At 52.5% G+C, this 26,301-nt stretch carries 31 protein-coding genes and 1 tRNA gene; 26 read left to right on the top strand and 6 right to left on the bottom strand.

The window, feature by feature from the left end:
* Nucleotides 1-3: 3 nt before the first annotated feature.
* The 17 genes from EYB48_RS03695 (at nucleotide 4) to tatC (ending at nucleotide 12,006) form a co-directional block, all read left to right on the top strand.
* On the top strand, nucleotides 4-759 hold the full coding sequence (locus EYB48_RS03695) for an ABC transporter permease (protein WP_162019419.1): 756 nt from the start codon (nucleotides 4-6) through the stop codon (nucleotides 757-759).
* 104 nt (nucleotides 760-863) lie between these two features.
* Entirely contained in the window at nucleotides 864-1,100 is a 237-nt protein-coding gene (locus EYB48_RS03690; RefSeq protein WP_162019418.1) for a BolA family protein, read from the top strand.
* On the top strand, nucleotides 1,100-2,350 hold the full coding sequence (gene murA / locus EYB48_RS03685; protein ID WP_162018965.1) for a UDP-N-acetylglucosamine 1-carboxyvinyltransferase: 1,251 nt from the start codon (nucleotides 1,100-1,102) through the stop codon (nucleotides 2,348-2,350). Before EYB48_RS03690 ends, murA begins: the two co-directional genes overlap by 1 nt.
* Nucleotides 2,350-3,003 (top strand): ATP phosphoribosyltransferase, encoded by a 654-nt coding sequence (gene hisG / locus EYB48_RS03680; protein ID WP_162018964.1) that lies wholly within the window; start codon nucleotides 2,350-2,352, stop codon nucleotides 3,001-3,003. The genes murA and hisG overlap by 1 nt, the downstream gene beginning before the upstream one ends.
* Before the next feature lie 18 nt (nucleotides 3,004-3,021).
* The gene (gene hisD / locus EYB48_RS03675) at nucleotides 3,022-4,335 is read left to right on the top strand and encodes a histidinol dehydrogenase (protein WP_162018963.1); all 1,314 of its coding nucleotides are present in this window, start codon (nucleotides 3,022-3,024) and stop codon (nucleotides 4,333-4,335) included.
* 16 nt (nucleotides 4,336-4,351) lie between these two features.
* Nucleotides 4,352-5,128 carry a DNA-methyltransferase gene (locus tag EYB48_RS03670; RefSeq protein WP_162018962.1) on the top strand — a complete coding sequence of 259 codons (777 nt, stop codon included), beginning with the start codon at nucleotides 4,352-4,354 and terminating at the stop codon, nucleotides 5,126-5,128.
* 84 nt (nucleotides 5,129-5,212) lie between these two features.
* On the top strand, nucleotides 5,213-6,298 hold the full coding sequence (gene hisC, locus EYB48_RS03665) for a histidinol-phosphate transaminase (RefSeq protein ID WP_235934891.1): 1,086 nt from the start codon (nucleotides 5,213-5,215) through the stop codon (nucleotides 6,296-6,298).
* Nucleotides 6,295-6,897, top strand: a complete 603-nt coding sequence (hisB, locus tag EYB48_RS03660; protein WP_162018961.1) for an imidazoleglycerol-phosphate dehydratase HisB — start codon at nucleotides 6,295-6,297, stop codon at nucleotides 6,895-6,897. The genes hisC and hisB overlap by 4 nt, the downstream gene beginning before the upstream one ends.
* A 50-nt stretch (nucleotides 6,898-6,947) precedes the next feature.
* Nucleotides 6,948-7,586 (top strand): imidazole glycerol phosphate synthase subunit HisH, encoded by a 639-nt coding sequence (gene hisH, locus EYB48_RS03655; RefSeq protein WP_162018960.1) that lies wholly within the window; start codon nucleotides 6,948-6,950, stop codon nucleotides 7,584-7,586.
* A gap of 87 nt (nucleotides 7,587-7,673) precedes the next feature.
* Nucleotides 7,674-8,465, top strand: coding sequence for a 1-(5-phosphoribosyl)-5-[(5-phosphoribosylamino)methylideneamino]imidazole-4-carboxamide isomerase (gene hisA / locus EYB48_RS03650; RefSeq protein ID WP_162018959.1), 792 nt, complete (start codon nucleotides 7,674-7,676; stop codon nucleotides 8,463-8,465).
* The gene (hisF, locus tag EYB48_RS03645; protein WP_162018958.1) at nucleotides 8,462-9,226 is read left to right on the top strand and encodes an imidazole glycerol phosphate synthase subunit HisF; all 765 of its coding nucleotides are present in this window, start codon (nucleotides 8,462-8,464) and stop codon (nucleotides 9,224-9,226) included. Before hisA ends, hisF begins: the two co-directional genes overlap by 4 nt.
* Nucleotides 9,223-9,624, top strand: a complete 402-nt coding sequence (gene hisI, locus EYB48_RS03640) for a phosphoribosyl-AMP cyclohydrolase (protein WP_162018957.1) — start codon at nucleotides 9,223-9,225, stop codon at nucleotides 9,622-9,624. Before hisF ends, hisI begins: the two co-directional genes overlap by 4 nt.
* Nucleotides 9,621-9,974, top strand: coding sequence for a phosphoribosyl-ATP diphosphatase (locus EYB48_RS03635; RefSeq protein WP_162018956.1), 354 nt, complete (start codon nucleotides 9,621-9,623; stop codon nucleotides 9,972-9,974). The genes hisI and EYB48_RS03635 overlap by 4 nt, the downstream gene beginning before the upstream one ends.
* Nucleotides 9,975-10,029: 55 nt before the next feature.
* Nucleotides 10,030-10,401: a histidine triad nucleotide-binding protein gene (locus EYB48_RS03630; RefSeq protein WP_162018955.1), complete on the top strand. Its 372-nt coding sequence runs from the start codon at nucleotides 10,030-10,032 to the stop codon at nucleotides 10,399-10,401.
* A 38-nt stretch (nucleotides 10,402-10,439) separates the two neighbouring features.
* Nucleotides 10,440-10,652, top strand: a complete 213-nt coding sequence (tatA, locus tag EYB48_RS03625; RefSeq protein ID WP_162018954.1) for a Sec-independent protein translocase subunit TatA — start codon at nucleotides 10,440-10,442, stop codon at nucleotides 10,650-10,652.
* A gap of 36 nt (nucleotides 10,653-10,688) precedes the next feature.
* Nucleotides 10,689-11,183 carry a Sec-independent protein translocase protein TatB gene (gene tatB / locus EYB48_RS03620; RefSeq protein ID WP_162018953.1) on the top strand — a complete coding sequence of 165 codons (495 nt, stop codon included), beginning with the start codon at nucleotides 10,689-10,691 and terminating at the stop codon, nucleotides 11,181-11,183.
* A 58-nt stretch (nucleotides 11,184-11,241) separates the two neighbouring features.
* Nucleotides 11,242-12,006, top strand: a complete 765-nt coding sequence (gene tatC / locus EYB48_RS03615; protein WP_162018952.1) for a twin-arginine translocase subunit TatC — start codon at nucleotides 11,242-11,244, stop codon at nucleotides 12,004-12,006.
* 281 nt (nucleotides 12,007-12,287) lie between these two features.
* Here tatC and EYB48_RS03610 read toward each other — a convergent pair whose 3' ends face one another.
* A complete protein-coding gene (locus tag EYB48_RS03610; RefSeq protein ID WP_162018951.1) occupies nucleotides 12,288-12,956 on the bottom strand; it encodes a DUF2461 domain-containing protein in 669 nt (222 codons plus the stop codon).
* A gap of 3 nt (nucleotides 12,957-12,959) precedes the next feature.
* Nucleotides 12,960-14,126, bottom strand: a complete 1,167-nt coding sequence (locus tag EYB48_RS03605; protein WP_162018950.1) for a Do family serine endopeptidase — start codon at nucleotides 14,124-14,126, stop codon at nucleotides 12,960-12,962.
* A 9-nt stretch (nucleotides 14,127-14,135) separates the two neighbouring features.
* Here EYB48_RS03605 and EYB48_RS03600 point away from each other — a divergent pair, with 9 nt between their 5' ends.
* The gene (locus EYB48_RS03600; protein WP_162018949.1) at nucleotides 14,136-14,903 is read left to right on the top strand and encodes a Nif3-like dinuclear metal center hexameric protein; all 768 of its coding nucleotides are present in this window, start codon (nucleotides 14,136-14,138) and stop codon (nucleotides 14,901-14,903) included.
* Between the two features lie 91 nt (nucleotides 14,904-14,994).
* On the opposite strand, the gene mscL is transcribed toward EYB48_RS03600, so the two are convergent.
* A complete protein-coding gene (gene mscL, locus EYB48_RS03595; RefSeq protein WP_162018948.1) occupies nucleotides 14,995-15,417 on the bottom strand; it encodes a large conductance mechanosensitive channel protein MscL in 423 nt (140 codons plus the stop codon).
* 481 nt (nucleotides 15,418-15,898) lie between these two features.
* Between mscL and petA the strand changes: the two genes are divergently transcribed.
* The 7 genes from petA to EYB48_RS03560 all read left to right on the top strand — a co-directional run bounded on the left by petA (nucleotide 15,899) and on the right by EYB48_RS03560 (nucleotide 22,617).
* Nucleotides 15,899-16,513, top strand: a complete 615-nt coding sequence (petA, locus tag EYB48_RS03590) for a ubiquinol-cytochrome c reductase iron-sulfur subunit (protein WP_162018947.1) — start codon at nucleotides 15,899-15,901, stop codon at nucleotides 16,511-16,513.
* Entirely contained in the window at nucleotides 16,513-17,925 is a 1,413-nt protein-coding gene (locus EYB48_RS03585; RefSeq protein WP_162019416.1) for a cytochrome b, read from the top strand. The genes petA and EYB48_RS03585 overlap by 1 nt, the downstream gene beginning before the upstream one ends.
* Nucleotides 17,926-17,950: 25 nt before the next feature.
* On the top strand, nucleotides 17,951-18,715 hold the full coding sequence (locus EYB48_RS03580) for a cytochrome c1 (protein WP_162018946.1): 765 nt from the start codon (nucleotides 17,951-17,953) through the stop codon (nucleotides 18,713-18,715).
* A 148-nt stretch (nucleotides 18,716-18,863) separates the two neighbouring features.
* Nucleotides 18,864-19,475, top strand: a complete 612-nt coding sequence (locus EYB48_RS03575; protein ID WP_162018945.1) for a glutathione S-transferase N-terminal domain-containing protein — start codon at nucleotides 18,864-18,866, stop codon at nucleotides 19,473-19,475.
* 114 nt (nucleotides 19,476-19,589) lie between these two features.
* Entirely contained in the window at nucleotides 19,590-20,063 is a 474-nt protein-coding gene (locus EYB48_RS03570) for a ClpXP protease specificity-enhancing factor (protein ID WP_162018944.1), read from the top strand.
* Nucleotides 20,064-20,124: 61 nt separating this feature from the next.
* Nucleotides 20,125-20,200 (top strand) — tRNA-Thr (locus tag EYB48_RS03565).
* 281 nt (nucleotides 20,201-20,481) lie between these two features.
* The gene (locus EYB48_RS03560; protein WP_162018943.1) at nucleotides 20,482-22,617 is read left to right on the top strand and encodes a S9 family peptidase; all 2,136 of its coding nucleotides are present in this window, start codon (nucleotides 20,482-20,484) and stop codon (nucleotides 22,615-22,617) included.
* 77 nt (nucleotides 22,618-22,694) lie between these two features.
* Here EYB48_RS03560 and EYB48_RS03555 read toward each other — a convergent pair whose 3' ends face one another.
* Both EYB48_RS03555 and grxD read right to left on the bottom strand, forming a co-directional pair.
* Nucleotides 22,695-23,282, bottom strand: a complete 588-nt coding sequence (locus EYB48_RS03555; protein WP_162018942.1) for a UbiX family flavin prenyltransferase — start codon at nucleotides 23,280-23,282, stop codon at nucleotides 22,695-22,697.
* A 4-nt stretch (nucleotides 23,283-23,286) separates the two neighbouring features.
* On the bottom strand, nucleotides 23,287-23,598 hold the full coding sequence (gene grxD, locus EYB48_RS03550) for a Grx4 family monothiol glutaredoxin (RefSeq protein WP_162018941.1): 312 nt from the start codon (nucleotides 23,596-23,598) through the stop codon (nucleotides 23,287-23,289).
* A 225-nt stretch (nucleotides 23,599-23,823) separates the two neighbouring features.
* On the opposite strand from grxD, the gene EYB48_RS03545 reads away from it, so the two are divergent.
* Complete coding sequence (locus EYB48_RS03545; protein ID WP_235934889.1) at nucleotides 23,824-25,758, top strand: sigma-54-dependent Fis family transcriptional regulator; 1,935 nt, start codon at nucleotides 23,824-23,826, stop codon at nucleotides 25,756-25,758.
* A gap of 30 nt (nucleotides 25,759-25,788) precedes the next feature.
* Here EYB48_RS03545 and EYB48_RS03540 read toward each other — a convergent pair whose 3' ends face one another.
* The gene (locus tag EYB48_RS03540) at nucleotides 25,789-26,172 is read right to left on the bottom strand and encodes a DUF779 domain-containing protein (RefSeq protein WP_162018940.1); all 384 of its coding nucleotides are present in this window, start codon (nucleotides 26,170-26,172) and stop codon (nucleotides 25,789-25,791) included.
* Between the last annotated feature and the right edge of the window lie 129 nt (nucleotides 26,173-26,301).

Raw genomic sequence — 26,301 nt, 5'->3', positions numbered from 1 at the left:
AATATGACTGGCTTTAACACCTTGCTGTACAAGGAAGTGCTGCGCTTCTGGAAGGTTGCGACGCAGACCATTACTGCGCCGGTGATGACAGCTTTACTGTATCTGCTGATTTTTGGGCATGTGCTGGAAGAGCATGTGCAGGTATATCCCGGTGTGCGCTATACCGCCTTTCTGGTGCCGGGTCTGGTCATGATGAGTGTGCTGCAGAATTCCTTTGCCAACTCATCTTCCTCACTGATTCAATCCAAGATCACCGGCAATCTGGTATTTGTCTTGTTGCCGCCTTTGTCGCACTGGGAGATTTTTGGTGCTTATGTGCTGGCCGCTATTTTGCGCGGGCTGACGGTGGGTGCAGGCGTGTTTATTGTGACTGCATGGTTCGCTGATTTGCATTTTGTCGCGCCGCTGTGGATAGCCTTGTTCGCCTTGCTTGGCGCAGCGATGCTGGGAACCATGGGGCTGATCGCCGGTATCTGGGCAGAGAAGTTTGACCAGTTAGCGGCATTCCAGAACTTCCTGATCATGCCAGCCACCTTCTTATCCGGTGTGTTTTACTCGATACATTCCTTGCCGGCGTTCTGGCAGGGCTTGTCTCGCTTTAATCCCTTCTTTTACATGATAGATGGTTTCCGTTTTGGATTTTTTGGCAAATCGGATGTCGATCCTGTATTTAGTTTAATGATCGTTGCCGTCTTCTTCCTGCTGCTGGCAGGGTTGGCGGTGCAAATGCTGAAGCGTGGCTATAAACTGCGTCACTGAGTTTCAGAGATAAATAAAAAAGAATATGCGCACCATTGTCACTGTCGGACACTTGCAGACAACTGAGCTGGTGTGCGCAAATTCTGCCAATTAGAAAGATGAACGTGTTACCTACTCCACAACAGATTCAAGACTATATCGCTGCCGGCCTCGACTGCACTCATCTGAGCGTAGAAGGCGACGGCCAGCATTTTCAGGCGGTCATCGTCTGCGCCGCTTTTCAGGGTAAGCGCCTGATTCAGCGCCACCAGATGGTGTATGCGGTATTGGGTGACCGTATGCGCGAAGAGATTCACGCCTTATCGATGAAAACACTGACTCCCGAAGAGTACCAGGCATAATGGATAAATTATTGATTACAGGTGGTCACCGCCTACAAGGTGATATTCGTATTTCCGGCGCTAAGAACGCGGCCTTGCCGATACTGTGCGCGGGTTTGCTGAGTGCTGAAGATGTGACTCTGCATAATGTCCCATCGCTGCAGGACGTGAATACCATGTTGAAGCTGTTGCGTCAGATGGGTTTGCAGGTCAGTCAGGAAAACGGCGTCACCGTCCTCAATGGTGCGCAGATCGACAAGCTGGAAGCACCCTACGATCTGGTGAAAACTATGCGTGCATCGATACTGGTGCTGGGGCCTTTGCTGGCACGCTTCGGTGAAGCCAAGGTGTCACTGCCTGGTGGCTGCGCGATAGGCTCACGTCCGGTGGATCAGCATATCAAGGGCTTGCAGGCGATGGGTGCTGAAATCACTATCGAAGCTGGTTATATCCATGCGAAAGCCAAGCGCCTCAAGGGTGCGCGCATCGTGACCGATATGATTACAGTCACCGGTACCGAAAATCTGCTGATGGCGGCAACCCTGGCCGAAGGCGAAACCGTGTTGGAAAACGCAGCACGTGAACCCGAAGTGACCGATCTGGCGAATCTGCTGGTCGCCATGGGCGCAAAGATTGAAGGTATAGGTACTGATCGTCTGGTGATTCAGGGTGTCACTGCCTTGCATGGCGCCAGCCATGCCGTGATTGCAGACCGTATCGAGACTGCGACTTTCCTGTGTGCGGTGGCAGCGACCGGTGGCGACATCACGCTGACCCATACCCGCAGCGACATCCTCGATGTGGCACTTGATAAGCTGCGTGAAGCGGGCGTGATACTGACCACAGGTCCGGACTGGATACGGGCTCAGATGAGCAGCCGCCCTAAGGCAGTTGGCTTCCGCACCACCGAATATCCGGGCTTTCCTACCGATATGCAGGCACAGTTCATGGCGTTGAACTGTATCGCACAGGGAACCAGCCGCGTCACTGAAACGATTTTTGAGAACCGTTTCATGCATGTGCAGGAAATGAACCGCTTAGGTGCAAAGATAGAGATCGACGGACACACCGCGATCGTGAATGGCGTTGATAAATTACTGGGCGCACCAGTGATGGCCACCGATTTACGCGCATCTGCCTCGCTGGTGATTGCCGCTATGGTGGCGGAAGGTGAAACACTGATAGACCGCATTTACCATCTGGATCGTGGCTACGACAGAATGGAAGTGAAATTATCGGCAGTCGGTGCACAGATACAACGGATCAAATAATGGGATCACAATTAACGCTAGCGCTCTCCAAAGGGCGGATTTTTGAGGAAACCCTGCCTTTACTTGAAGAGGCAGGTATACGCGTCACCGAAGACCCGGAAAAATCCCGCAAGCTGATCCTGGCGACCAGCGATCCTGATGTGCGCGTGATCATCGTGCGGGCCTCCGACGTGCCGACTTATGTGCAGTATGGCGCGGCTGACTTCGGCGTGGCCGGCAAGGATGTACTGCATGAGCATGGTGGTGAAGGCCTGTATCAGCCTATCGATCTGCACATCGCCAAATGCCGCGTTTCTGTTGCGGTGTCGGCCGGTTTTGATTACGAGAATGCGGTACGTCAGGGCGCACGTTTGCGCGTGGCGACAAAGTACACCGAAACCGCGCGTCAGCATTTTGCCAGCAAAGGCGTGCACGTAGATCTGATCAAGCTGTATGGCTCCATGGAGTTAGCGCCGCTGGTGGGGCTGGCCGATGCCATCGTCGATCTGGTGAGTACCGGCAGTACGCTGCGTGCCAATAATCTGGTCGAGGTGGAGCATATTATGGACATCTCCTCGCGTCTGGTCGTGAATCAGGCGGCGCTGAAATTAAAGCGCGAACGTCTGCAACCGATACTGGCGGCATTTGAACGCGCATCTTTGTCTAAAGCATAAAATCTGAAGAGAATTTTCATGGCATCACTGATTACCCGACTCGACGCATCGGACCCGGATTTTGCAAGCCGCCTGTCTTCTCTGCTCGCCTTTGAAGCCAGTGAAGACGAGGCCATCGACCGCGCTGCGGCGCAGATACTGGCCAGCGTGAAAGCCAGTGGTGATACCGCTGTGCTGGAAGCGACTAATCGCTTTGACCGCTTGCAGGCCAGCAGTGTGGCTGATCTGGAACTGAGTCAGCAGGCTTTGCAGCAGGCACTGGACTCACTCACGCCGGAGCGCCGGCTGGCGCTGGAAACTGCAGCACAACGGGTACGTGCTTACCATGAACGTCAGAAGCAGGAATGTGGTTCTGCCGGTTTTAGCTATACCGAGGCGGATGGCACGGTGCTGGGCCAGAAAGTCACGCCACTCGATCGCGTCGGTATTTACGTACCGGGCGGTAAAGCGGCATATCCTTCTTCGGTATTGATGAATGCGATTCCGGCCAAAGTAGCCGGCGTCGGCGAAATCATCATGGTGGTGCCGACTCCGGATGGCGTACAAAACCCGTTGGTGCTGGCTGCAGCCGCGATTGCCGGTGTAGACCGCGTATTCACGATCGGTGGTGCGCAGGCAGTTGGCGCGCTGGCCTATGGTACGGCCACCATTCCTCAGGTAGATAAAATCGTCGGTCCCGGTAATGCCTATGTGGCAGCCGCCAAGCGTCGGGTATTTGGCACGGTCGGTATTGATATGATCGCCGGTCCATCGGAAATCCTGGTGTTATGCGATGGCAGCACGGACCCTGACTGGGTGGCGATGGATTTGTTTTCTCAGGCTGAGCATGATGAACTGGCGCAGTCCATCCTGTTATGCCCGGACGAGGCGTATATCGAAGCGGTGCAGGCCAGCATCATCAAGCTCTTGCCGCAGATGCCGCGTCAGGAAGTGATCTGTACTTCGCTCGCGAATCGTGGCGCCCTGATTAAAGTTGAGGATATGCAGCAGGCCTGCGAAATCGCCAACAGTATCGCAGCTGAGCATTTGGAAATCTCGGCGGAGCAGCCGCAGCAATGGGCCGATCAGATACGTCATGCCGGTGCGATGTTCCTGGGCCGCTACTCATCCGAAGCGCTGGGTGATTATTGCGCCGGGCCAAATCATGTATTGCCGACTTCGCGCACCGCACGCTTCTCGTCGCCACTGGGCGTCTATGATTTTCAGAAGCGTTCATCCATGATACATGTGAGTGAGCAGGGTGCGCAGACACTGGGCAAAGTGGCAGCAGAACTGGCTTACGGCGAGGGATTGCAGGCACATGCCCGCAGTGCCGAACTGCGTCTGAAGTGAAGCGCTGGAATTTTCCATGACTGAGACCTGGCGTAACCGGATTTTTTGCGAAGATGCCCTGCAGGGCATGGCACGCATTCCTGATGCCAGTGTGGATTTGCTGCTGGCAGATCCCCCTTATGGACTGGGCAAGGATTACGGCAATGACTCTGATAAGCTGGAATCAGCCGCCTATCTGGACTGGATGACGCAATGGGTGGATGCGGCACTGCCTAAGCTGAAGCCAAATGGCAGCCTGTATATTTTTCTGACCTGGCGTTATTCGCCGGAAGTGTTCGTGATGCTCAAACAGCGTATGACCATGCTCAATGAAATCATCTGGGACCGGCGCGTACCATCGATGGGTGGTACAGTCAGGAAGTATTCATCGGTGCATGACACTATCGGTTTTTTTGCGAAGGCAAAAGACTATTATTTTGACCTGGATGCGATCCGGATTCCTTACGATGCCGCCACCAAAAAAGCGCGCAGCCGTAAGATTTTCGAGGGCGCAAAATGGCTGGAACTGGGGTTTAATCCTAAAGATGTATGGAGTGTGTCGCGTTTGCATCGCGAACATGCAGAACGGGAAGACCATCCCACCCAAAAACCGCTCGAAATCATAGAGCGTATGATCAAGGCTTCTTGCCCACCCGGCGGTGTAGTCTTCGATCCCTTCATGGGCAGCGGCACGACTGCCGTTGCGGCACAACGTTGTGGGCGTGATTACGTCGGTTTTGAGTTAAATCCTGACTATTGCGCAATGATAGAGAAACGTCTGGCTGCCGGTATGGCGCATGAGCTGTCTGCCTGAGACGGAGCGTGATTGCGGCTATACCTGTCGCGCCTGATGCACTGTAAATGTCTTAATGTATGCCTGTATGAGTTGGAGTCGAGATTGAGCGCTTTCCCTGCGGCGGATGTGATCCGTCCTGAAATTGCTGCCCTGGCAGCCTATCATGTTCCTGATGCAGACGGCTTTCTGAAGCTCGATGCGATGGAAAACCCGTTTACTTTACCGCCCGCTTTGCAGCAAGAGCTGGCGCAGCATTTATCGCAAGTGGCATTGAATCGCTACCCGGTACCGTCTTATCAGCAATTGAAGCAACTGATCGCTGACAAATTGGGCGTGCCGGCTGGACGTCCTGTCGTGCTGGGTAATGGCTCGGACGAATTGATCGCGATGATGTCGGTCGCGTGCGCGCGTCCTGGCGCCAAGGTGTTGGCTCCCGTGCCTGGCTTTGTGATGTATGCGATGTCGGCCAAATTAGCCGGGCTGGAGTTTATCGGCGTGCCATGCCATGCTGATCTGACGCTGGATGTCAGTGCGATGCTGGAAGCGATACAGCTGCATCGCCCGGCCATCACTTATCTGGCCTATCCGAATAATCCTACCGGCACTTTGTTCGATACTGCACAGATGGAGCAGATAGTGCGCGCAGTGGGTAATACCGGCATCGTGGTAGTGGATGAGGCTTACCAGCCATTTGCGCCCGCCACGTTCATGTCCAGAATGGATGAGTTCCCGAATCTGGTCGTCATGCGTACCGTCTCCAAGCTGGGACTGGCCGGCCTGCGGCTGGGCTATATGACCGGACACCCGCAACTGATGCAGGAATTCGAAAAAGTCCGTCCCCCATACAATATCAATGTGCTGAGCCAGGCAGCAGCCGAATTTGTGCTGCGCCATGTGGAGGTGCTGGAAGCGCAGGCTGCCATACTGCGCGAGCAGCGCAGCGCGCTGGCGGCCGCACTGGCTGCCTTGCCCGGTGTGCAAGTCTTTCCTTCTGCCGCGAATTTTTTGCTGATCCGTGTTGCGAATGCCGAACAAGTGTTCGCGAAATTAGTCCAACAAAAAGTTTTAGTTAAAAATGTAGGTAAAATGCATAATCTGCTGCACGACTGCTTACGGGTAACCGTCAGCTCTGCAGAAGAAAATGCTTCATTTCTCGCTGCATTTGCAGCATCTCTTGAAACAACATGACTAAGCCAACAGAACGCATTGCGGCGCTTACCCGCAATACCAATGAGACCCAGATCCGTGTCGCCATCAATCTCGACGGCAGCGGTAAGCAGAATCTGCACACTGGTGTTCCTTTCCTCGATCATATGCTGGACCAGATCGCCAGACATGGTCTGATTGATCTGGATATCGAAGCCACCGGTGATTTACATATCGATGCACACCATACGGTCGAGGATGTCGGCATTACTCTGGGCATGGCGTTTGCAAAAGCAGTCGGCGACAAAAAAGGCATACGTCGTTACGGCCATTCTTATGTGCCGCTGGACGAAGCCTTATCGCGGGTAGTGGTCGATTTTTCTGGCCGTCCCGGTCTCAGTTATCACATCCCATTCACCCGTGCCATGATAGGTCAGTTTGATGTCGACCTGACCCGTGAGTTTTTCCAGGGCTTCGTGAATCATGCGCTGGTCACGCTGCATATCGATAACCTGCGTGGAGACAATGCGCATCATCAGTGTGAAACCGTGTTCAAGGCGTTTGGCCGTGCGCTGCGCATGGCAACAGAGCTTGATGAACGCGCTGCTGGTACTATCCCATCCACCAAGGGTACTCTCTGACATCAGGACTCAATACCGGTTTTCCGGCTGGATGAAACCGGTCCATCATTATGAATAAAATTGTTGTAGTTGATTATGGTATGGGCAATTTGCGCTCGGTGGCACAAGCCTTGCGCGCTGTTGCTCCCGAAGCTGAGGTCCTGATTTCCGGCGTCGTCGCCGATATTCGCAGTGCCGATCGCATCGTATTGCCCGGTCAGGGCGCGATGCCGGATTGTATGCAAAGCCTGCGTGATTCCGGTGTGCAGGAAGCGGTACTGGAAGCCAGTCGCAGCAAACCTTTGTTTGGCGTCTGTGTCGGTGAACAAATGCTGTTTGATCTGAGCGAGGAAGGAAATACGCCGGGCCTGGGATTATTGCCGGGTAAAGTGGTACGCTTCCAGCTCGATGGCCGCCTGCAGGCAGATGGGTCGCGCTTTAAGGTGCCGCAAATGGGCTGGAACCGCGTCGCACAGTCTCAGGATCATGCCTTATGGCAGGGTATTCCGGACCAAAGCTATTTCTATTTCGTGCATAGCTATTTTGCGCAGCCTGAAGTCGCGGCGCACACGGTGGGTGTGACTGACTATGGACAGGCTTTTACCTGTGCCGTGGCACGTGACAATCTGTTCGCCACCCAGTTCCATCCGGAAAAGAGTGCTGCAGCAGGCTTGCAACTGTACAAGAATTTTGTACACTGGAAGCCCTGAGCCTCAGAACAGTCTGCATTTTATTATCTGAATCATTTCTGAATTTTTAGTCTTTTACAGTCTTTTAGACGCCTACTTTTTTACATCATGCTGCTCATTCCTGCTATCGACCTCAAAGACGGTCACTGCGTACGCCTCAAACAAGGTGATATGGACCAAGCCACTGTGTTTTCCGAAGACCCGGCCGAGATGGCCAGGCATTGGCTGAAACAAGGTGCGCGCCGCCTGCATCTGGTGGACCTGAACGGCGCTTTTGCCGGTAAACCTAAGAACGAAGGCGCGGTTAAAGCAATACTGCAGGCAGTGCGTGACTATGCCGAAGAAAACGATACCGAAGAAATTCCGGTGCAGCTGGGCGGCGGTATCCGTGACCTGGATACCATAGAACGCTATCTGGATGATGGCCTGTCTTACATCATTATCGGCACAGCGGCAGTGAAGAATCCGGGTTTCCTGGCTGATGCCTGCAGTGCCTTTCCGGGCCAGATCATCGTTGGTATCGACGCCAAGGATGGCAAGGTTGCGACTGACGGCTGGAGTAAATTATCCGGCCATGAAGTGATTGATCTGGCGCAGAAATTTGAAGGCTATGGCGTGGAAGCCATTATTTACACCGATATCGGACGCGATGGCATGATGGGTGGCGTGAATATCGATGCGACCGTTAAGCTGGCGCAGGCCGTCTCTATCCCTGTGATCGCTTCCGGTGGTGTGCACAATCTGGCCGATGTGGAAGCCCTGTGCGCGGTGCAGGACGAAGGCATAGAAGGCGTGATCTGTGGTCGCTCGATTTACGAGGGCACGCTGGATCTGGAATCGGCACAATTGCGCGCCGACGAATTAAGCGGCGATTTGCCGGAAGAAGATGAGGCCGAATGACGCTCGCCAAACGTATTATTCCATGTCTGGATGTAACTGCCGGACGCGTAGTCAAAGGGATTAATTTTCAGGAATTACGCGATGCCGGAGATCCGGTCGAAATCGCGCGTCGCTATGATCAGCAAGGCGCGGACGAAATCACCTTTCTCGATATCACGGCTTCTTCCGATGAGCGTGACCTGATCCTGCCGATTATTGAAGCGGTTGCTTCCCAGGTATTTATTCCTTTAACGGTAGGCGGCGGCGTGCGCTCCGTTGCCGATGTCAGACGCCTGCTGAATGCCGGTGCGGATAAGGTCGGCATTAATACGTCTGCTGTGACCAATCCGCAATTGGTGGCTGATGCAGCGCATAAATACGGTTCGCAATGCATCGTCGTGGCGATTGATGCCAAACGCATCGCTGACGGAAAATGGGAAGTATTTACCCATGGTGGCCGTAATGCGACGGGACTCGATGCGGTGCAATGGGCGCAGAAAATGGCGGCACTTGGTGCCGGTGAAATTCTGTTGACCAGTATGGATAAAGACGGCACACGCTCTGGTTTTGACCTGGGCCTGACCCGTGCCGTATCGGATGCCGTGTCGATACCTGTGATTGCTTCCGGCGGCGTCGGTGGTTTGCAGGACTTAGCCGATGGCATCAAACTGGGCGGTGCCGATGCGGTGCTTGCCGCCAGTATTTTCCATTATGGTCAGCATACTGTGGGCGAAGCCAAGCAGTTTATGGCGGCGCAGGGTATTCCTATGAGGTTGTTATGAGTGCAGCAAAATGGCTCAATAAAGTACGCTGGGACGATCAGGGACTGGTGCCTGTGATCGCTCAGGAAGCAAGCAGTAATGATGTGTTGATGTTCGCCTGGATGAATCGCGAAGCCTTGTCGCGTACCGTGGAACTGGGGGAGGCCGTGTATTGGAGCCGTTCCCGTAAAAAACTGTGGCACAAGGGTGAAGAATCCGGTCATGTTCAGAAAGTGCTGGAAATCCGTCTCGATTGTGATGAAGATGTGGTGCTGCTCAAGATAGAACAGGTCGATAGCATCGCCTGTCATACCGGCAGACATTCCTGTTTTTTTCAGAAATTTGAAGGCACTTTACATGATGGTGACTGGCAGGCTGTCGATCCTGTCCTGAAAGATCCGGAAAGCATATACAAATGAGCGAAGTACAACAAAGCATACTGGAGCGGCTGGCCGACATTATCGAGAGCCGCAAGCTGGCCAACGGTGGCGATCCTGCGAGCTCTTATGTCGCTAAATTATTCAGCAAGGGTGACGACGCCATCCTGAAAAAAATTGGCGAAGAAGCCACAGAAACCGTCATGGCCGCTAAGGATGCGCGCGTTTCCGGTGACGCCAGCCAGGTTTTATATGAATGTGCCGACCTCTGGTTTCATTCTCTTGTCATGTTAGCCCAGTATGATTTGCGCCCTCAGCAGGTATTAGATGAGCTGGCGCGGCGTGAGGGTTTATCGGGTTTAGAGGAAAAAGCATCCCGTCAGGATGCCTGAGGCTTTAAACACTCAGCTTGCATGGCTATGTTCAACTCATCTGACTAGGAAAATCGTGGATAACTGTATTTTTTGCAAAATCGTTGCTAAACAAATTCCGTCCAGCATCGTGTATGAAGATGATGATTTACTGGCATTTAAGGACATCCGTCCGGCCGCGCCTGTGCATCTTCTGGTGATTCCTAAGCGTCATATAGGCACTTTATCCGATGCAAAGTCAGAAGATACTGTCCTGCTGGGGAAATTGCTGGCTTTGGCACCAAAGCTGGCAGCAGAGCATGGCTGTGCCCCCGTACTGCAGGCAGATGGCAGCTTGCAGGGAGGTTACAAAACCTTGATCAATACTGGTCCGGATGGTGGCCAGGAAGTGTATCATTTGCATCTACACGTCATTGGTGGTCCGCATGCCTGGCGTGGACAGCATTAATTTTTTCACGAGAGTGTGACTCTCAATAGGAGCAGGTAATGGGTTCATTCAGTATTTGGCATTGGGTTATTGTTCTGGTGGTGGTGATCCTGGTATTCGGCACCAAAAAATTGGGCAATGTGGGCGCTGATCTGGGCAAGGCGGTCAAAGGTTTTAAAGATGGCGTCAAGGGTGAGGATGATAAATCTGCCACTCCGCAGACTGCGCAATCGACCATCGACGTCGATGCTAAAGAAAAAACCAAGCAGTAAAGTGTCAGCTTACGTTCAATTACCCGGAGACTGTGCATGATAGATCTGGGTATCAGCAAATTAGCATTGATAGGCGTGGTCGCGCTGATCGTGATCGGCCCGGAAAAACTCCCTAAGGTGGCCCGCATGGCGGGTACCTTGCTGGGAAGGGCGCAACGCTATATCAATGATGTGAAAGCGGAAGTCAGCAAAGAGATAGAACTCGAGGAGTTGCGCAAGATGCAGCAGCATGTCGAGCAAGCTGCGCAGCAGGTAGAGCAGACTGTGCAGCAATCCTGGTCTGAGGCTGAGACGGGTTTACGCAATCTGGAAGAGCCGGAAGAGCTCGCACAAATTGCGCCTGCGGCCACGCTCAGTCATGCCCGTCAGGATGCCAGGATCAAGGATTTTCGTCGCAAGCGCCTGGCCAAAACCACTGCGTTGCCAGCCTGGTACAAACACCGGCACGGCCAGCGTAATCACATCAGCTCCGGTGCCGCACGCATGGCTCGCCATCGTGCGCAACCCCGTCCCCCTGCCAGCTTTTTCTGAGCGGTTTTTTCCTACGTGACTTTATGACAGACGAAATGAATTTATCCATGGTGGGTGCATGACTGATCAGCAAGAACAGGGCGCAGAAGAGAGCTTTATTTCTCATCTGGTTGAACTGCGTGACCGCCTGGTAAAAGCAGGGTATGGCTTGCTGGCCGCCTGCGTGGTTCTGATGGTATGGCCCGGGCCTTCTGCTATCTATGATTTTCTGGCGCAGCCTATGCTGGCCTCCTTGCCAGCCGGTTCCAAGATGATAGCGACCGGTGTGATCGCCCCTTTCCTGGTGCCGATGAAAGTGACATTGCTGATTGCGTTCATGCTGGCATTGCCTTGGATACTGTATCAGGCCTGGGCCTTTATTGCGCCAGGCTTGTATACGCATGAAAAGCGCCTGGTGGCACCCTTGGTGATCTCGTCTTCGCTGCTGTTTCTGGCAGGGGTCGCGTTTTGCTATTTTCTGGTGTTTGGCCGCGTTTTCAAGTTCATTAACGAGTTCGCACCCGCTTCCATTAATGTGGCACCCGATATAGAAAACTATCTCGACTTCATTATGTCGATGTGCCTGGCCTTCGGTGTGACTTTTGAAGTGCCGGTGGTGGTGGTGGTGCTGGTCAGAATGGGGCTGGTATCGATAGAAAAACTCAAGGCGATCCGCCCTTATGTGATCGTCGGTGCATTTGTGATTGCAGCCATCGTAACGCCACCCGACATCGTCAGCCAGTTCTCACTGGCCGTGCCGATGTGTTTGCTGTATGAGCTGGGGCTATTGATTGCGCCCTTATTTGTCCGTGTTACGCAGGCGCCTGACGCTGCTGAACAATAAATGAAAAGCTAGGGCCTGTTAACATTTAGATTACGTGTGCGAAAGGGGTAAAACAGTTGCAGGGCTAGGCGCAGCCCGCGCAGCAGTGTGATCACTGTCAGCGGGATGCAACAACGCCATGCGGCTGTTTTACCCCTTTCCCTCCGGGTTCAAGCCAAAACCCGTGCTGGACTGCGTTGCGTGTCTTGTCAGGGGCACCAGCCCTGACGGCGACACACGCCTTGCCAGCCCACGTTTTGGCTTGAACGCATCTCGCAATTTAAATGTTAACAGGCCCTAGTTCAGGCTGCGCGTAACCACTGCACCAGCGGTTGCGCGCTTTGAAATGCCTTGACCAGCGTAGACTGGACCTGGGCGCTGTCCCAGCCTTCGATCTGAACTTCAGTCCAGACCATAAAATTCTTGAATTTGATGTATTCAATCAGCGCATGGCTGGCATCAAAGCCCTTAGGCGGGCGTTGCAGTTTGCCTTCTTCCTGCAAGCTGCCGAATTCACGCTTGAGCTTCTTGTCAGCTAGGACTGCCTGGAAGCCTGCACTGTCATTCAGGATATGTGTACGTATCGCTTTCAAGCGGTCAGACGGAGGCATGTATTCGCCGCAGGCAAAGAACAAGCGTCCATTTCCATCCAACTGAAAATAATAGGCCGGACCACCACCTTCGCTGGGTTTTTTTCTGCCATTCGGAACGATGGAAGAAGAGAAGGTGGTTTTGTAAGGCGACTTATCGTGCGAAAAGCGCATGTCGCGGTTAATCCGGAATAGCGCTTTCTTAGGATCGCAGCCCGCAATCGCTGGATCAAAACGCGCAATTTCTGCGATCAGTCCTGTCACCAACTGGACGAATTCGGCACGCAGTATGTCGTAGCGTGGCTTGTTCATGACAAACCATGCACGGTTATTATTCTCTGCCAGCTCGCTCAGAAATGCTTTGAGATCGATCAGGTGCATACATTACTCTTCGCGGTTAAGGACAGGACGTTTGCCGATGGCGATATCCAGCGTGGGCTCAGAACTGCTCCTTAATACTTTGACTTTTGCGTGGTTACCTGGTTTTAACTGTGCGACCAGATTGAGTAGCTCTGTAGTGCTGGACACGTTTTTACCTTCTACCGTCAGCAGAATATCGCCAGGTTTCATCCCAGCTTTAAATGCCGGGCCATCGCGTACCACGCCGGTGATAATTGCACCGGACTTCATTTTTAAGCCAAAACTGTCGGCCAGCTCAGGCGTAATGTCCTGCAACTCTACCCCGATCCAGCCGCGGACTACCTGGCCCTGACTGATGATGGACTCCATCACTTGTCGTGCGATGGAAATAGGAATCGCAAAGCCTATCCCTACCGAGCCTCCGTTTTGTGAATAAATTGCCGTGTTAATACCGAGCAGATTGCCATTGGCATCCACCAGCGCACCGCCGGAATTTCCCGGGTTGACCGCCGCATCGGTCTGGATGAAATTCTGGAATGCACTGTCGGCCAGGTTGGTGCGTCCCAGTGCCGAAACGATACCCATGGTCACGGTTTGTCCGACACCGAAAGGATTGCCGATCGCGAGTACCACATCGCCAACCTGCGCCTGATCGGAATTGCCGAGGGTGATGACGGGTAAGTTGGCCATATCGATTTTGATGACAGCCAGATCAGTCTCAGGATCGGTGCCCACGACTTTTGCGCGCGCTTTTCTGCCATCGGTGAGCGCGACTTCAATTTCATCAGCGGATTCAACAACGTGATTGTTAGTCAGAATATAGCCTTCAGCGCTGACGATGACGCCCGAGCCCAGGCTGGCCTGCCGTTCGCTGCGCTGCCCTTGCTGATCCCCAAAGAAGCGACGCAGAAAAGGATCATTCAGCAAAGGATTGCCGGAACGTCTGGCTTCTTTAGATGTGTAAATATTGACGACCGAAGGCATCGCTTTGCCCGCAGCGCCTCGATAGGAATTTTGTGCCGGTGTTTGGCTGACCAACGCTTCTTTGAGTGTGACGCCAGCACCGAGCCGGGTTTGCAAAGCAGGATTGAAACCGGAACGTACCCACTCAGGTTTGAGCGTGGTTACAATAAACCAGATCGCCAGACCAACTGTCACAGTCTGTGCAAATAACAACCAAAGACGTCGCATAAGGAAGATATGGAAAAGAAAAGTGTGAATCGGGATGAACTGGCCAGAGCACTGGAAAATGAACTGCAAGTTAATCGTTTCCGTGATTATTGCCCAAATGGCTTGCAGGTGGAAGGGCGAACTGAAATCCGGCACCTGGTGACCGGCGTGACAGCCAGCCTGGCCTTACTGGAGCGTGCGCTGGAGCTGGGTGCCGATGCGGTGTTGGTACATCACGGTTACTTCTGGCGTGGTGAAGATATGCGGCTGATAGGGCATAAATACAAGCGTCTGGCCGTATTGCTGAAAAACGATATCAGTCTGTTTGCCTACCACTTGCCGCTGGACAGTCATCCTGAATTGGGAAATAACGCGCAACTCGCGCGTCTGTTGAACTTCACGCCTACAGGACGCTTTGGTGATGACGATATAGGCTGGCTGGGGAAGGTTGCCGATACTGCGCTACGCACGGTGGGTGACTTGCAGAACCATATCGCTGCTGTGCTTGGCCGTACGCCCTTGTTAATTGGCGACCCGGCACAGGCATTGGGGCAAATTGCCTGGTGCAGCGGTGCCGCCCACAGCATGCTGGATCGCGCAGTTGCTGCCGGTGCCAGCGTTTATCTGTCTGGGGAAATTTCAGAGCCCACTGTGCATCTGGCGCGTGAGACTGGCGTGGCTTATCTGGCTTGTGGTCACCATGCGACCGAGCGCTATGGGGTACAGGCGCTGGGGGATTGGATAGCGCAGCAGTTTGGCATTACCCACCAGTTTATTGATGTCGACAATCCGGTCTGATGTGCAAGCTTTAAATTCCAGGCCATAAAAAGCAACAGCCAGCGATGAAATGCGCTGGCTGTTGCTTGGCAGAGACAAAACGGAGGCAGACTTATTTTTTCAATGCGTCGCGAATTTCGCGTAATAACAACACATCTTCCGGTGTCACAACCGGAGCTGGTGCAGCTACCGGTTCATCCTTTTTCATTTTATTGAACAGGCGAACCATCTGGAAAATCACAAAAGCCAGTATCAGGAAATTTACGGTAACAGTGATGAAATTGCCGTAAGCAATAACACCGCCTAATTTCTTGGCTTCCGCCAGTGCCAGCTGTGTGCTCTGGCCATTCAACGGCAGGTAATAGTTGGAGAAATCGAGGCCGCCTCCTAATAAACGGGTGATTGCGGGCATCACGATATCACCGACCAGCGAGTCCACAATCTTGCCAAACGCGGCGCCGATGATCACACCAACCGCCAGATCGATCACATTGCCTTTGGCAGCAAATGCCTTAAATTCTTGCATCATACTCATAAAAAAACTCCCTTTTTCCATTAATAGTTATGCCACGATTTTCTTGACGGATGTATTCTAATGCGCAAGCCAGAAAATTGGCGCAAAGACATTGTTAATGATGTTTTCCAGAAAATACCGAATAAACACATTTTTCGCATTTTTGCATCCAAATATGTCAAAAAACAGTGAAAATGTTTAAAAAATCGCGTATTTTTGTTGTTTGGGGATCTTTTGCTTTAAAACCATATTCCGCTACTTTATAATTTAAGGTTGCTAGAAGTTAGAGCTTATTTCATCCGTAGCTGTGGGTGCGGATAGGGCAATTCGGGGCGCTTGTATCTGTGGTTCGCGGTGCTGGCCAAAAACTGATTGCCTGACAATACAGCACAGGTTTGTGCTGATGCATGTATTGTCAGTTCCCGGAGGTGTGACCTCCGACTCGTATTGATGAAATGAGTTCTAGTCGTCGGGTTTTGACTTTTGACAGATTGGGGTTGGTATGAGTAACGAAAAGCAGGTCGATTCTGGCCGCCGCGGTTTGCTCGTCGCCACTTGCGCGGCAGGTGGCGTGGCGGGCTTGGCTACGGCGGGAGCATTGGTAAGCACGTTCCAGCCATCAGAGCGCGCGAAAGCGGCTGGTGCGCCGGTAGAAGTGGACATTTCCGCTTTGAAAACCGGTGAAATGACAACGGTGGAGTGGCGTGGTAAGCCAGTCTGGATTCTCAAGCGGACACCGGAAATGTTGGCCAGTCTGGCCAAGACCGAAGATAAAGTTGCTGATCCGCAATCCAATAAACCTTACACCATGGATATGCCGGAGTATTGCGATAAGCAAAGCCGCTCCCGCAAAGAGCATCCGGAAATTCTGGTGACAGTCGGTATTTGTTCCCACCTCGGTTGTTCCCCAAGTTCTAAGTTCCAGGCTGGTGCCCAGGCTTCTTTGCCAGATGACTGGCAAGGTGGCTTCTTATGCCCATGCCATGGATCTACTTTCGATCTGGCTGGTCGTGTATTCAAAAATAAACCAGCACCACAAAATCTGGATGTGCCGCGCCATATGTTCCTGTCGGACACCAAGATACTGATTGGTAAAGATGAGAAAGGTGAGGCGTAATCATGGCATTTGTTGAGAAAAAACTGCCTGCAGACGCGTCTGCAGCTGAGCACGCACTGAACTGGGTTGATTCCCGCTTCCCGCTGACCAAGCTGTGGAATGATCAGTGGGGTAAATACTACGCACCGAAAAATTTCAATTTCTGGTACATCTTTGGCTCGCTCGCGATGCTGGTGCTGGTGATCCAGATTGTGACCGGTATCTTCCTGGTCATGCATTACAAACCAGATGCGAATCTGGCATTTGCATCGGTGGAATACATCATGCGTGATGTGCCCTGGGGCTGGTTAGTGCGCTATATGCACTCTACCGGTGCTTCGGCTTTCTTCATCGTGGTTTATCTGCATATGGCCCGTGCCTTCATGTATGGCTCCTACCGTAAGCCACGTGAACTGATCTGGTTGTTTGGTTTCGCGATTTTCCTGTGCCTGATGGCAGAGGCGTTCTTCGGTTATTTGTTGCCTTGGGGCCAGATGTCTTACTGGGGCGCACAGGTGATTGTGAACCTGTTTGGCGCGATTCCTTTCATTGGTCCTGATCTGTCACTGTGGATTCGTGGCGACTATGTGGTGTCGGATGCAACGCTGAACCGTTTCTTCTCTTTCCACGTGATTGCGATTCCGCTGGTCTTGCTGGGTCTGGTTGCAGCGCATCTGATCGCTCTGCATGAAGTTGGCTCTAACAATCCTGACGGTATTGAAATCAAGGATAACATTGGTGCTGATGGTCATCCGGTGGATGGCATCCCATCACATCCTTATTATTCGTCGAAAGATATCTTCGGTGTGACGGTATTCCTGACCCTGTTCAGCGCGGTTGTGTTCTTTGCGCCGGAGATGGGTGGTTACTTCCTGGAGTACAACAACTTTATTCCGGCTGATTCGCTGAAAACGCCGCCACATATTGCGCCGACCTGGTATTTCACGCCTTTCTATTCGATCTTGCGTGCAACGACCTCGGAATTCCTGTATGTGGTGCAGGTTGGTATCGCAGCCTATGTCGCGTTCATTTACATCAAAACCAAGCTGCCGACTATCATCAAAATGGCGATTGCAGGTATTGCACTGGTCGCGATCGCTGGCATGATGCCTGGCGCACTGGATGCGAAATTCTGGGGTGTGGTCTTGTTCGGCGGCTCTGTTGTGATCCTGGCTTTCCTGCCTTGGCTGGATTTGTCGCCAGTGAAATCGATACGCTATCGCCCTGACTGGCACAAATATGTGTACATCATTTTCGCGATTGCCTTTGTGATCCTGGGCTACCTCGGTGTACAGGCACCGTCACCGACAGGCGAACGTGTGTCGCAGGTTTGTGCAGTGATTTACTACGGCTTCTTCCTGTTGATGCCATGGTGGAGTGCGATGGGTACATTTAAGCCTGTACCGAAGCGTGTGACTTTCAGCGCTCACTAAGTCAACTAAGCGAGGACGAATTAGCATGAAATTACTTAAAAAACTGATCGCTGCTGTTGCTTTGGTTCCAGCATTAGCGCTCGCAAGCGGTGCCACTCATCCTTTGGATAAAGCACCGGACCGTACAACCGATATGGCAGCCCTGCAAAACGGTGCCAAACTGTTTGTTAACTACTGCCTCAATTGCCACTCGGCGTCCGCAATGCGTTACAATCGCCTGCGCGATATCGGGCTGACAGAAGATCAGATCAAGCAAAATCTCTTGTTCACAGGGGAAAAAGTTGGTGATCTGATGAAAAACACCTTGTCAGCCAAGGACGCAAAGGCCTGGTTCGGTGCAGTACCGCCGGATTTGTCCGTGATCGCAAGAGCGAAAGCATCTGAAGCAGGAACCGGTGCAGATTGGTTGTATACTTATCTGCGCACTTACTACAAAGATGAGTCCCGTCCTACCGGCTGGAACAATCTGGTCTTCCCGAATGTGGGTATGCCACATGTATTATGGGAATTGCAAGGTGTTCGTACTGCCAAGTTTGTAGAAGAAAAAGATGCACATGATGCATCAAAGTCGGTACACAAATTCAGTGGTTTTGAAACTGTTGCTGCTGGTAAATTAAGCGCTGCCGAATATGACAATGCTGTCGGTGATCTGGTTGCATATTTGCAATGGATGGGTGAACCTGCCCAAAATACCCGTAAGCGTCTTGGTGTAATAGTCTTGATTTTCATGGCAGTTTTAGCGACACTTGCATGGCGTTTGAACGCTTCCATCTGGAAAGAGGTCAAATAATTGCATGTATCTTGTTGATGTGAAGAGCTTCACATCTGACAGGAATTTTTCAGATCGTCCGTTTTTCTCCGTCGTAAGCGGACGAGTAATCCCAAGGGTGAGGTGCGTCAAGGTGCCTCGCCCTGATCGTTTTTAAGGAACTATAAAAATGATGGTTCTCTATTCGGGCACAACTTGCCCATTTTCTCAGCGTTGCCGTTTGGTGTTGTTTGAAAAAGGCATGGATTTCGAAATCCGTGATGTCGATTTGTTCAACAAACCGGAAGATATTTCGACCATGAATCCTTATGGTCAGGTGCCTATCCTGGTCGAACGTGAACTGATCTTGTATGAATCCAATATCATCAATGAATATATTGATGAACGTTTCCCGCATCCGCAACTGATGCCGGCTGATCCGCTGCAACGCGCACGTGCGCGCCTGATGCTGTTCAATTTCGAAAAAGAGTTGTTCGTTCACGTGCATACTCTGGAAAACGATAAGAGCACGACATCGGCCAAGGCACAGGATAAAGCACGTGCCGAGATTCGTGACCGCCTGACTCAGCTCGCTCCACTGTTTATCAAAAATAAATACATGCTGGGCGAAGAGTTCTCTATGCTGGACGTGGCTGTTGCGCCTTTGTTGTGGCGTCTGGATCACTACGGTATTGAATTGTCCAAAACCGCTGCGCCTATCATGAAATATGCTGAGCGCATTTTCTCGCGTCCGGCTTACATCGAGGCATTGACGCCATCCGAGAAAGTGATGCGCCGTTAATCAGGGCTGGTCAGGATGTGAAATATGTTAAGGCTGACTTTTTTCTAAAGTCAGCCTTAACTTTTTGTGTCAGACTTTCGATTCTCTTTATATCAAATCAAGCGGGTACTACAGATGCAGGAAACTTCAACCAAGCCTTATTTTATGCGGGCAATTTACGAATGGTGTACCGACAATGGCTATACGCCGTATATGGCGGTCAAAGTCGCAGCTGGCGTACAAGTGCCTATGGAGTTTGTGCGTAATGGCGAGATCGTGCTGAACATCAGCTTCGGCGCAACCAGTGGTTTGAAAATGGACAATGACGCGGTGAGCTTCAAAGCCCGCTTCGGTGGCGTCTCACGCGAGATTCATGTACCGGTCGGAAACGTCATTGCGGTCTATGCCAGCGAAAACGGTCAGGGCATGGCATTCGAAGCCTCACTCGATGAAGTGCCAGAGATCAATGAACTGGATGAGCAGGAGCAACGGCCGCGTTCTGGACTCGGACTGGCATCGGTGAGCAGCGGCGAAAATACTGAAACGGCTACTGAAACAGAAAAAGAACAAAAAAAACCGGGAAAACCCTCGCTAAAAATCATAAAGTAGCCTATAATACGTGTCTTCGGAACTGCTGCGGTAAAATGTAGCAACAATCGAAACGATTTTCGCCGGCTTAGCTCACTTGGTAGAGCAGTTGACTTGTAATCATCAGGTAGCCAGTTCGATTCCGGCAGCCGGCACCAATAAAAACCCATCGTTAGCAATAACGGTGGGTTTTTTCTTTTTCCCTGCTGCTTTTTATTCCGAATCAAATCGCGCGCTGCGCCTCCTGCCGGTGCCATAACAACACCGCTAGTCATTGCTGAAAATGGCTTGTCGTCCGGTTCGGGGAACGATTATGCTCTGCGCTGGTCATATCCGCCATTATCTGCGGGCAACTGCAGCTTTGTCTTTCACTCAACCGAGGTGTCAATTGAAATCAATATGGGCTTGGGCTTGCCTGCCTTTTGCATGGACTGCTGCGATGAATGTCGCTGCGCAGGATGGAAAACTCAGTCTGGAGATGCTGTATCACCCGACGCAGAAAGTGAAGTTTGAGACCCGTCCGCTGACGCGTCTGTCCTGGGATGCGCAAAACCGGCTGATCGAGACCCAGATCAAAGACGGTGCGGTGCAGTTATTCGTGGTGAATCCGCACAACTGGGAAAAACAGGCACTCGCGGTCGATGGCAATATCGTGCAGATCTTGCGTCAGGCCGGTATAGAAGAAAAGCAGCAAGTGGTGCTGGCTGAAAAGCTCGGTGCACAGATCACGCCCGGGCAGACTGCTTATCTGTTCACCTATAAAAATGATTTATGGTTGCTGGATACCCAAAAATCCCAGGCGCGCGAGTTGACGCATACCCCGGATCAGGTCGAAGACGAGGCGATTTTATCGCCGGATAATCAGTCCGTTGCCTACCTCAAGGGTAATGATATGTATATCACCGATATCGCAACGGCTAAAGAAACCCGGCTTACGCATGATGGCAGTGAAACCAATTTCAATGGACGGCTGGACTGGGTCTATATGGAAGAGATTTACGGCCGGGGCAAATTGCGTGCGTTCTGGTGGTCACCGGATTCCAAGCGTCTGGCTTTCCTGAATTTCGATGAAAGTAAAGTGCCGGTGTACACCCTGAGTGGTGATCACGCACAGCCTATAAAAACCGATCGCACCCGTTATCCCAAAGCAGGTGATCCGAATCCTACTGTGCGTTTAGGTGTGATCGATAAAGAAGGCAAAATCGCCTGGACAGAAAATCCTTATCCCGGCAAGGAAACGCTGATCGTACAGGTAGGCTGGACGCCGGATGGGCGTTTGCTGGCTTCCTGGCAGGACAGGGTACAAACCTGGCTGGATCTGCGTTTGTATGATGCTAAGCGCAGTGCGAGTCAGGTGGTGGTGCATGAAAGCAGCCCGGCCTGGACTGAGCGTCTGCCTTTCCCGACTTTTCTGAAAGATGGTGGCTTCGTCTGGGAGTCAGATCGCACCGGGCATCGTCATGTGTATCGCTACGACCAGCAATTCCGTTTGAAGCATGCTGTCACTAAGGGCGACTGGGATGTGCGCACAGTGTATGGTGTGGATGAAGCAAATGGCCGCATACTGTTTTCTGCCAATGAACGTAATCCTATCGGTAATGATGTGTACAGCATAGGCCTGGATGGCAAAGCCCAGCAGCGGCTGACTCAGGATAGCGGTACCCATCAGGTACGCTGGAACAAGACCTACAGCATGTTCCTTGATAGCTGGAGCAGTCTGAAGCAAACCCCGAAACAGGCCTTGCTGAGCGATAGCGGTAAGACATTGCGCGCGATTGACGATGTGGGTATGCCCGAGTCCATGAAAGGCGTACAGCTGGCTAAAGTCAGCCAGCAACAGATCAAGGCACGCGATGGCTTTTTATTAGAAAGCCTGCTGTATCTGCCCCCCGATTTTAATCCTCAGAAAAAATACCCTGTGTATCAGCACTTGTATGCAGGCCCAATGGCGCCACAGGTGAATGACCGCTGGAGCAATGATCTCTACCATCATTTCCTTGCTCAGCAAGGTTACATTGTGTGGGTGCTGGATAACCGTTCTGCAAGTAATAAAGGTGTGGCGAGCGCCTGGCCTATTCATAAAAAACTGGGGCAGCTTGAATTGCAGGATCAGCTCGATGGTCTGGAATGGCTGCGGCAGCAAGGATGGGCAGATATGGACCGGGTGGCGCTGAATGGCTGGAGTTATGGCGGTTATATGACCTCGTATGCCATGACCCATAGCAAGGCATGGAAGCTGGGCTTTGTCGGTGCGCCTGTGACTGACTGGCATCTGTACGACAGCGTCTATACCGAGCGCTATATGGGCCTGCCATCAGAGAATAAAGAAGGCTATGACAAGGGCAGTGTGCTCAAAGCCGCCAAGGATCTGCACGGTAAAATCCTGATCATGCATGGCACTATGGATGACAATGTCCATCCACAAAATGCCATCATGTTGATCGATGCGCTGATACAGAATGGCAAAGACTACAGCCTGCAACTCTACCCTGGCCAGGGCCACGGCCCACGCGGCGACTGGACGGTCTGGTCTCTGCAAAAAGCGAAGTGGGAATTTTTGAAGAATAATCTGTGACCGGCAATTACTGATCAGGAGGGGGCAGCAAAAGCCCCTCTGTTTGGTGTAGACCAGGCTTTTTGGCTAGAGCGGGTTCAGCTCTTCAATCCCGCCCAGCGGGGTGTGAGCTGGTGGTCGACAGCGAACATATCGAGCACCCGGCCTACCGTGTGGTCGACCATTTCTTCTATGCTTTGCGGGCGCTGGTAAAAGCCGGGTAGCGGCGGGAAAATGACGCCGCCCATTTCTGTGACTGCGGTCATATTGCGCAGGTGTGCGAGATTAAACGGTGTCTCCCTGACCATCAGCACCAGACGACGGCGTTCTTTGAGTACCACGTCGGCAGCGCGTGTGATCAGGTTATCCGATAAGCCGTGGGCCACCGCAGCCAGTGTTTTCATGGAGCACGGTGCGATGATCATGCCATCGGACAGGAAGGAGCCGCTGGCAATGCTGGCGCCGACATCGCGCACATTGTGGACCACATCGGCCAGCGCTTCGACATCTTTGCGCTTGAGGTCTAATTCCTGATGAATATTGAGCACACCGGCCTCGGACACCATCAGATGGGTTTCGACTTCAGGCAGTGCGCGCAATATCTGCAGCAGGCGCACACCATACACCGCTCCGGTCGCGCCAGTGATGGCGATAATCAGACGTTTGCGGGGAATGGCGGCCGGCATGGAATCAGTCTTTCAACAGGGATTGCAGTTCACCGTTTTCGAACATTTCATTCATGATGTCAGAGCCACCAATGAATTCACCCTTGATGTATAACTGAGGAATGGTCGGCCAGTTAGAAAAGTCCTTGATGCCCTGACGCACAGCGGCATCTTCCAGCACATTGACGGTCACCAGATTTTGCGTGCCACAGGCTTTTAACAACTGAACTGCACGGCCAGAAAAGCCACATTGTGGGAACTGGGCGGTTCCCTTCATAAACAGCACAACAGGGTTTTGGGTTACGGTTTCTTTGATCCAGCTTTGTACGTCGCTCATGGCAGTTTCCTTTAAAAACGAATTTCCGCATTATCCCAGATTTTCACGCTGGCCGTCTTGCTGGCGATAAAGCATTGCGCCGACAGGAGTGCACAGGGAGAATCGAAATTTGTGCGGTGCCGCAAAGCTGCTTTTCTATGCACTACGGTTTGGTGTTAGAGTCCTTGAATCAGAGTCCCTGCGTCTTGGTACGGATACGGGATCACCTTGAAAGAGGAGACAAACATGCAACAGCTTGGTGATACTCATGCAGCACGCGCCTGGGGCTTGATGCCGGGAGTGCACGTTCAGCAAGATATAGAACTGGCGCATCAGCGCTCCGCCGCTTTTGGGCTGGCGCGGCAGGATCAGCCGGATTATGCCTGCCTGGGTAAAGCTGATTTGCAATTGGTACTGGAACAGAACCGCTTGCTGTTCCGTCATGCAGCACCGGTGATGGACTCCCTGTATGAACAGATCGTCAATACGCACCACATGGTAGTGCTGACCGATGCACGCGGCCTGATACTACATACCCTGGGGGATGCAGATTTTCTGGAAAAAGCCGATCAGGTCGCACTGAATCCCGGTGTGGCCTGGTCTGAGCAGAGTAAGGGAACCAATGCGATAGGCACCGCCATCGCCGCGCAGACGCCGACGGTGATTCATGCCGATCAGCACTATCTGTTTGCCAATCAGTTCCTGACCTGTTCTGCATCGCCGATATTCGACGCGCAGGGACAGGTCATCGGTGTGTTGGATGTGACTGGCGATCAGCATCACTTTCACCGGCATACGATGGCGCTGGTCAGAATGTCGGCGCAGATGATAGAAAATCAGATGTTTAGCGCGGCATTTCAGAATGCAGTCAAAATCCATTTTCACAGCCGCCCTGAATTTCTGGGGACGCTGATGGAGGGCATCGCCTGCTTTACGCCTGACGGACGTTTTCTGGCCGCCAGCCGCAGTGCCTTATTCCAGCTGGGATTACCGGTTTCAGCCTTACAAACCCATACCTTCAGCTCGCTGTTTGGTATGCCTTTGTCTTCCTGTCTCGATACCTGCAGACGCAGTGGCAGCAATCTGATTACGCTGGCTTTACCAAATGGGATGAAGGTACATGCTCAGTGTCATGAGCAACAGAGGACGCTGCTGCCAGCCGGAATCAGTATGGATGCCAGCGGGATGGCACTCAAAAAAGCTGAACTGCCTGCCGCGCAGGGATTGAGTCTGCAGCAGTTGGCCAGCGGTGATGCGCAGATCGCCGCGTTGATCAATGGCTTGCGTAAAGTGATGGACCGCGGTATCCCCTTGATGATTACCGGGGAAACAGGTACCGGCAAGGACTTGCTGGCGCAGGCCATTCATCAGGCTTCAGCACGTTGTCAGGGGCCGTTCGTGGCGGTGAATTGTGCTGCGATTCCCGAGTCACTGATCGAATCAGAATTGTTTGGTTACGAGGAGGGGGCCTTTACCGGAGCCCGTAAAAAAGGCTGTCGCGGCAAGCTGTTGCAGGCGAATGGCGGCACCCTGTTTTTGGATGAAATCGGCGATATGCCTCTGCATTTGCAGGCGCGCCTGTTGCGTGTACTGCAGGAGCGTAGTGTGACGCCGCTGGGCGCAGCAGCCAGTGTGAAAGTCGATATCGAAATCATCTGCGCGACCAATCAGCCCTTGAAACAAATGATCGCCAACAAGCAGTTCCGTGAAGATTTGTATTATCGCTTGAACGGCTATGTACTGAAGTTGCCGGCACTGCGTGAACGCAGCGATCTGGCACAAGTGGTGGCGGGTATACTGCGGCAAGAGGGCGCGCCGCAAATGCGTATACACCCGGCGTTAATGCAGGTGTTTGAGCAGCATCCGTGGCCAGGAAATATCCGTCAGTTGAGTAATTTACTGCGCACGGCCTTGCGATTGGCGGAGGGAGAAACTGAAATCCATCTGCACCACTGTCCTCAGGATTTTCTGGAAGATGTCGTGCCCACATCCATCGTGCCTGTCGCGCAAGCAGACTTAACACCGGCATCGCCAGCATCTGCGTCGGATACGGGTCTGGCCGCTCAGGAACTGGGATTGATACAACAGGCCTTGGCTCAATGTAAGGGCAATGTCACGGTAGCCGCCAGAATGCTGGGTATTTCGCGTAATACGATTTATCGCAAGTTAGGGCGTGGCTGAACTGCGCAGGAATGCATTATTCAATATCGATCAGAGTGCAGGACGCGCTGGCAGAATCAGTTGTCCGAACTCTTCATCACTGAATAAGCGCGAGCGGGTCAGGAAGCGTTTGCCGGTTCCATTATCCAGGGAAAACATCCCACCCATGCCATCGACGACATCGATGATCAGCTGCGTATGCTCCCAATAAGCAAATTGTTCCTGGCCCATAAAAAAGGGAGCATCGCCTATGCTGCCCAGATAGACATCGCTGTCACTGATCTGAAATTCACTACGTGAATAACACAGCGGTGAGCTGCCATCGCAACATCCGCCTGACTGGAAAAACAGTAATTCTCCATAGCGCAGATGCAGCTGGTGTATCAATTCCAGCGTGGCGGCGGTGGCCACGACGCGTTCAGGACTGGCAGACATAAACAGCTCCTCAGTGCAGCGCAGTACGGACCCGGATGCTTACAAGTCCGCTGCAGGAAAACGAAAACCGTAGCTGTCGTACACAGCACAGCTACGGCTTAGTTCAGCATCTCAGCATAACAGTACAGG

Origin of the sequence: Cognatundibacterium crateris, from assembly GCF_010078235.1 — a bacterium.
GTDB classification, from domain to species: domain Bacteria; phylum Pseudomonadota; class Gammaproteobacteria; order Burkholderiales; family Burkholderiaceae_D; genus Undibacterium; species Undibacterium crateris.
The sequence above is the reverse complement of the archived record's forward strand: the minus strand, read 5'-3'. Positions and strand labels throughout refer to the sequence as shown.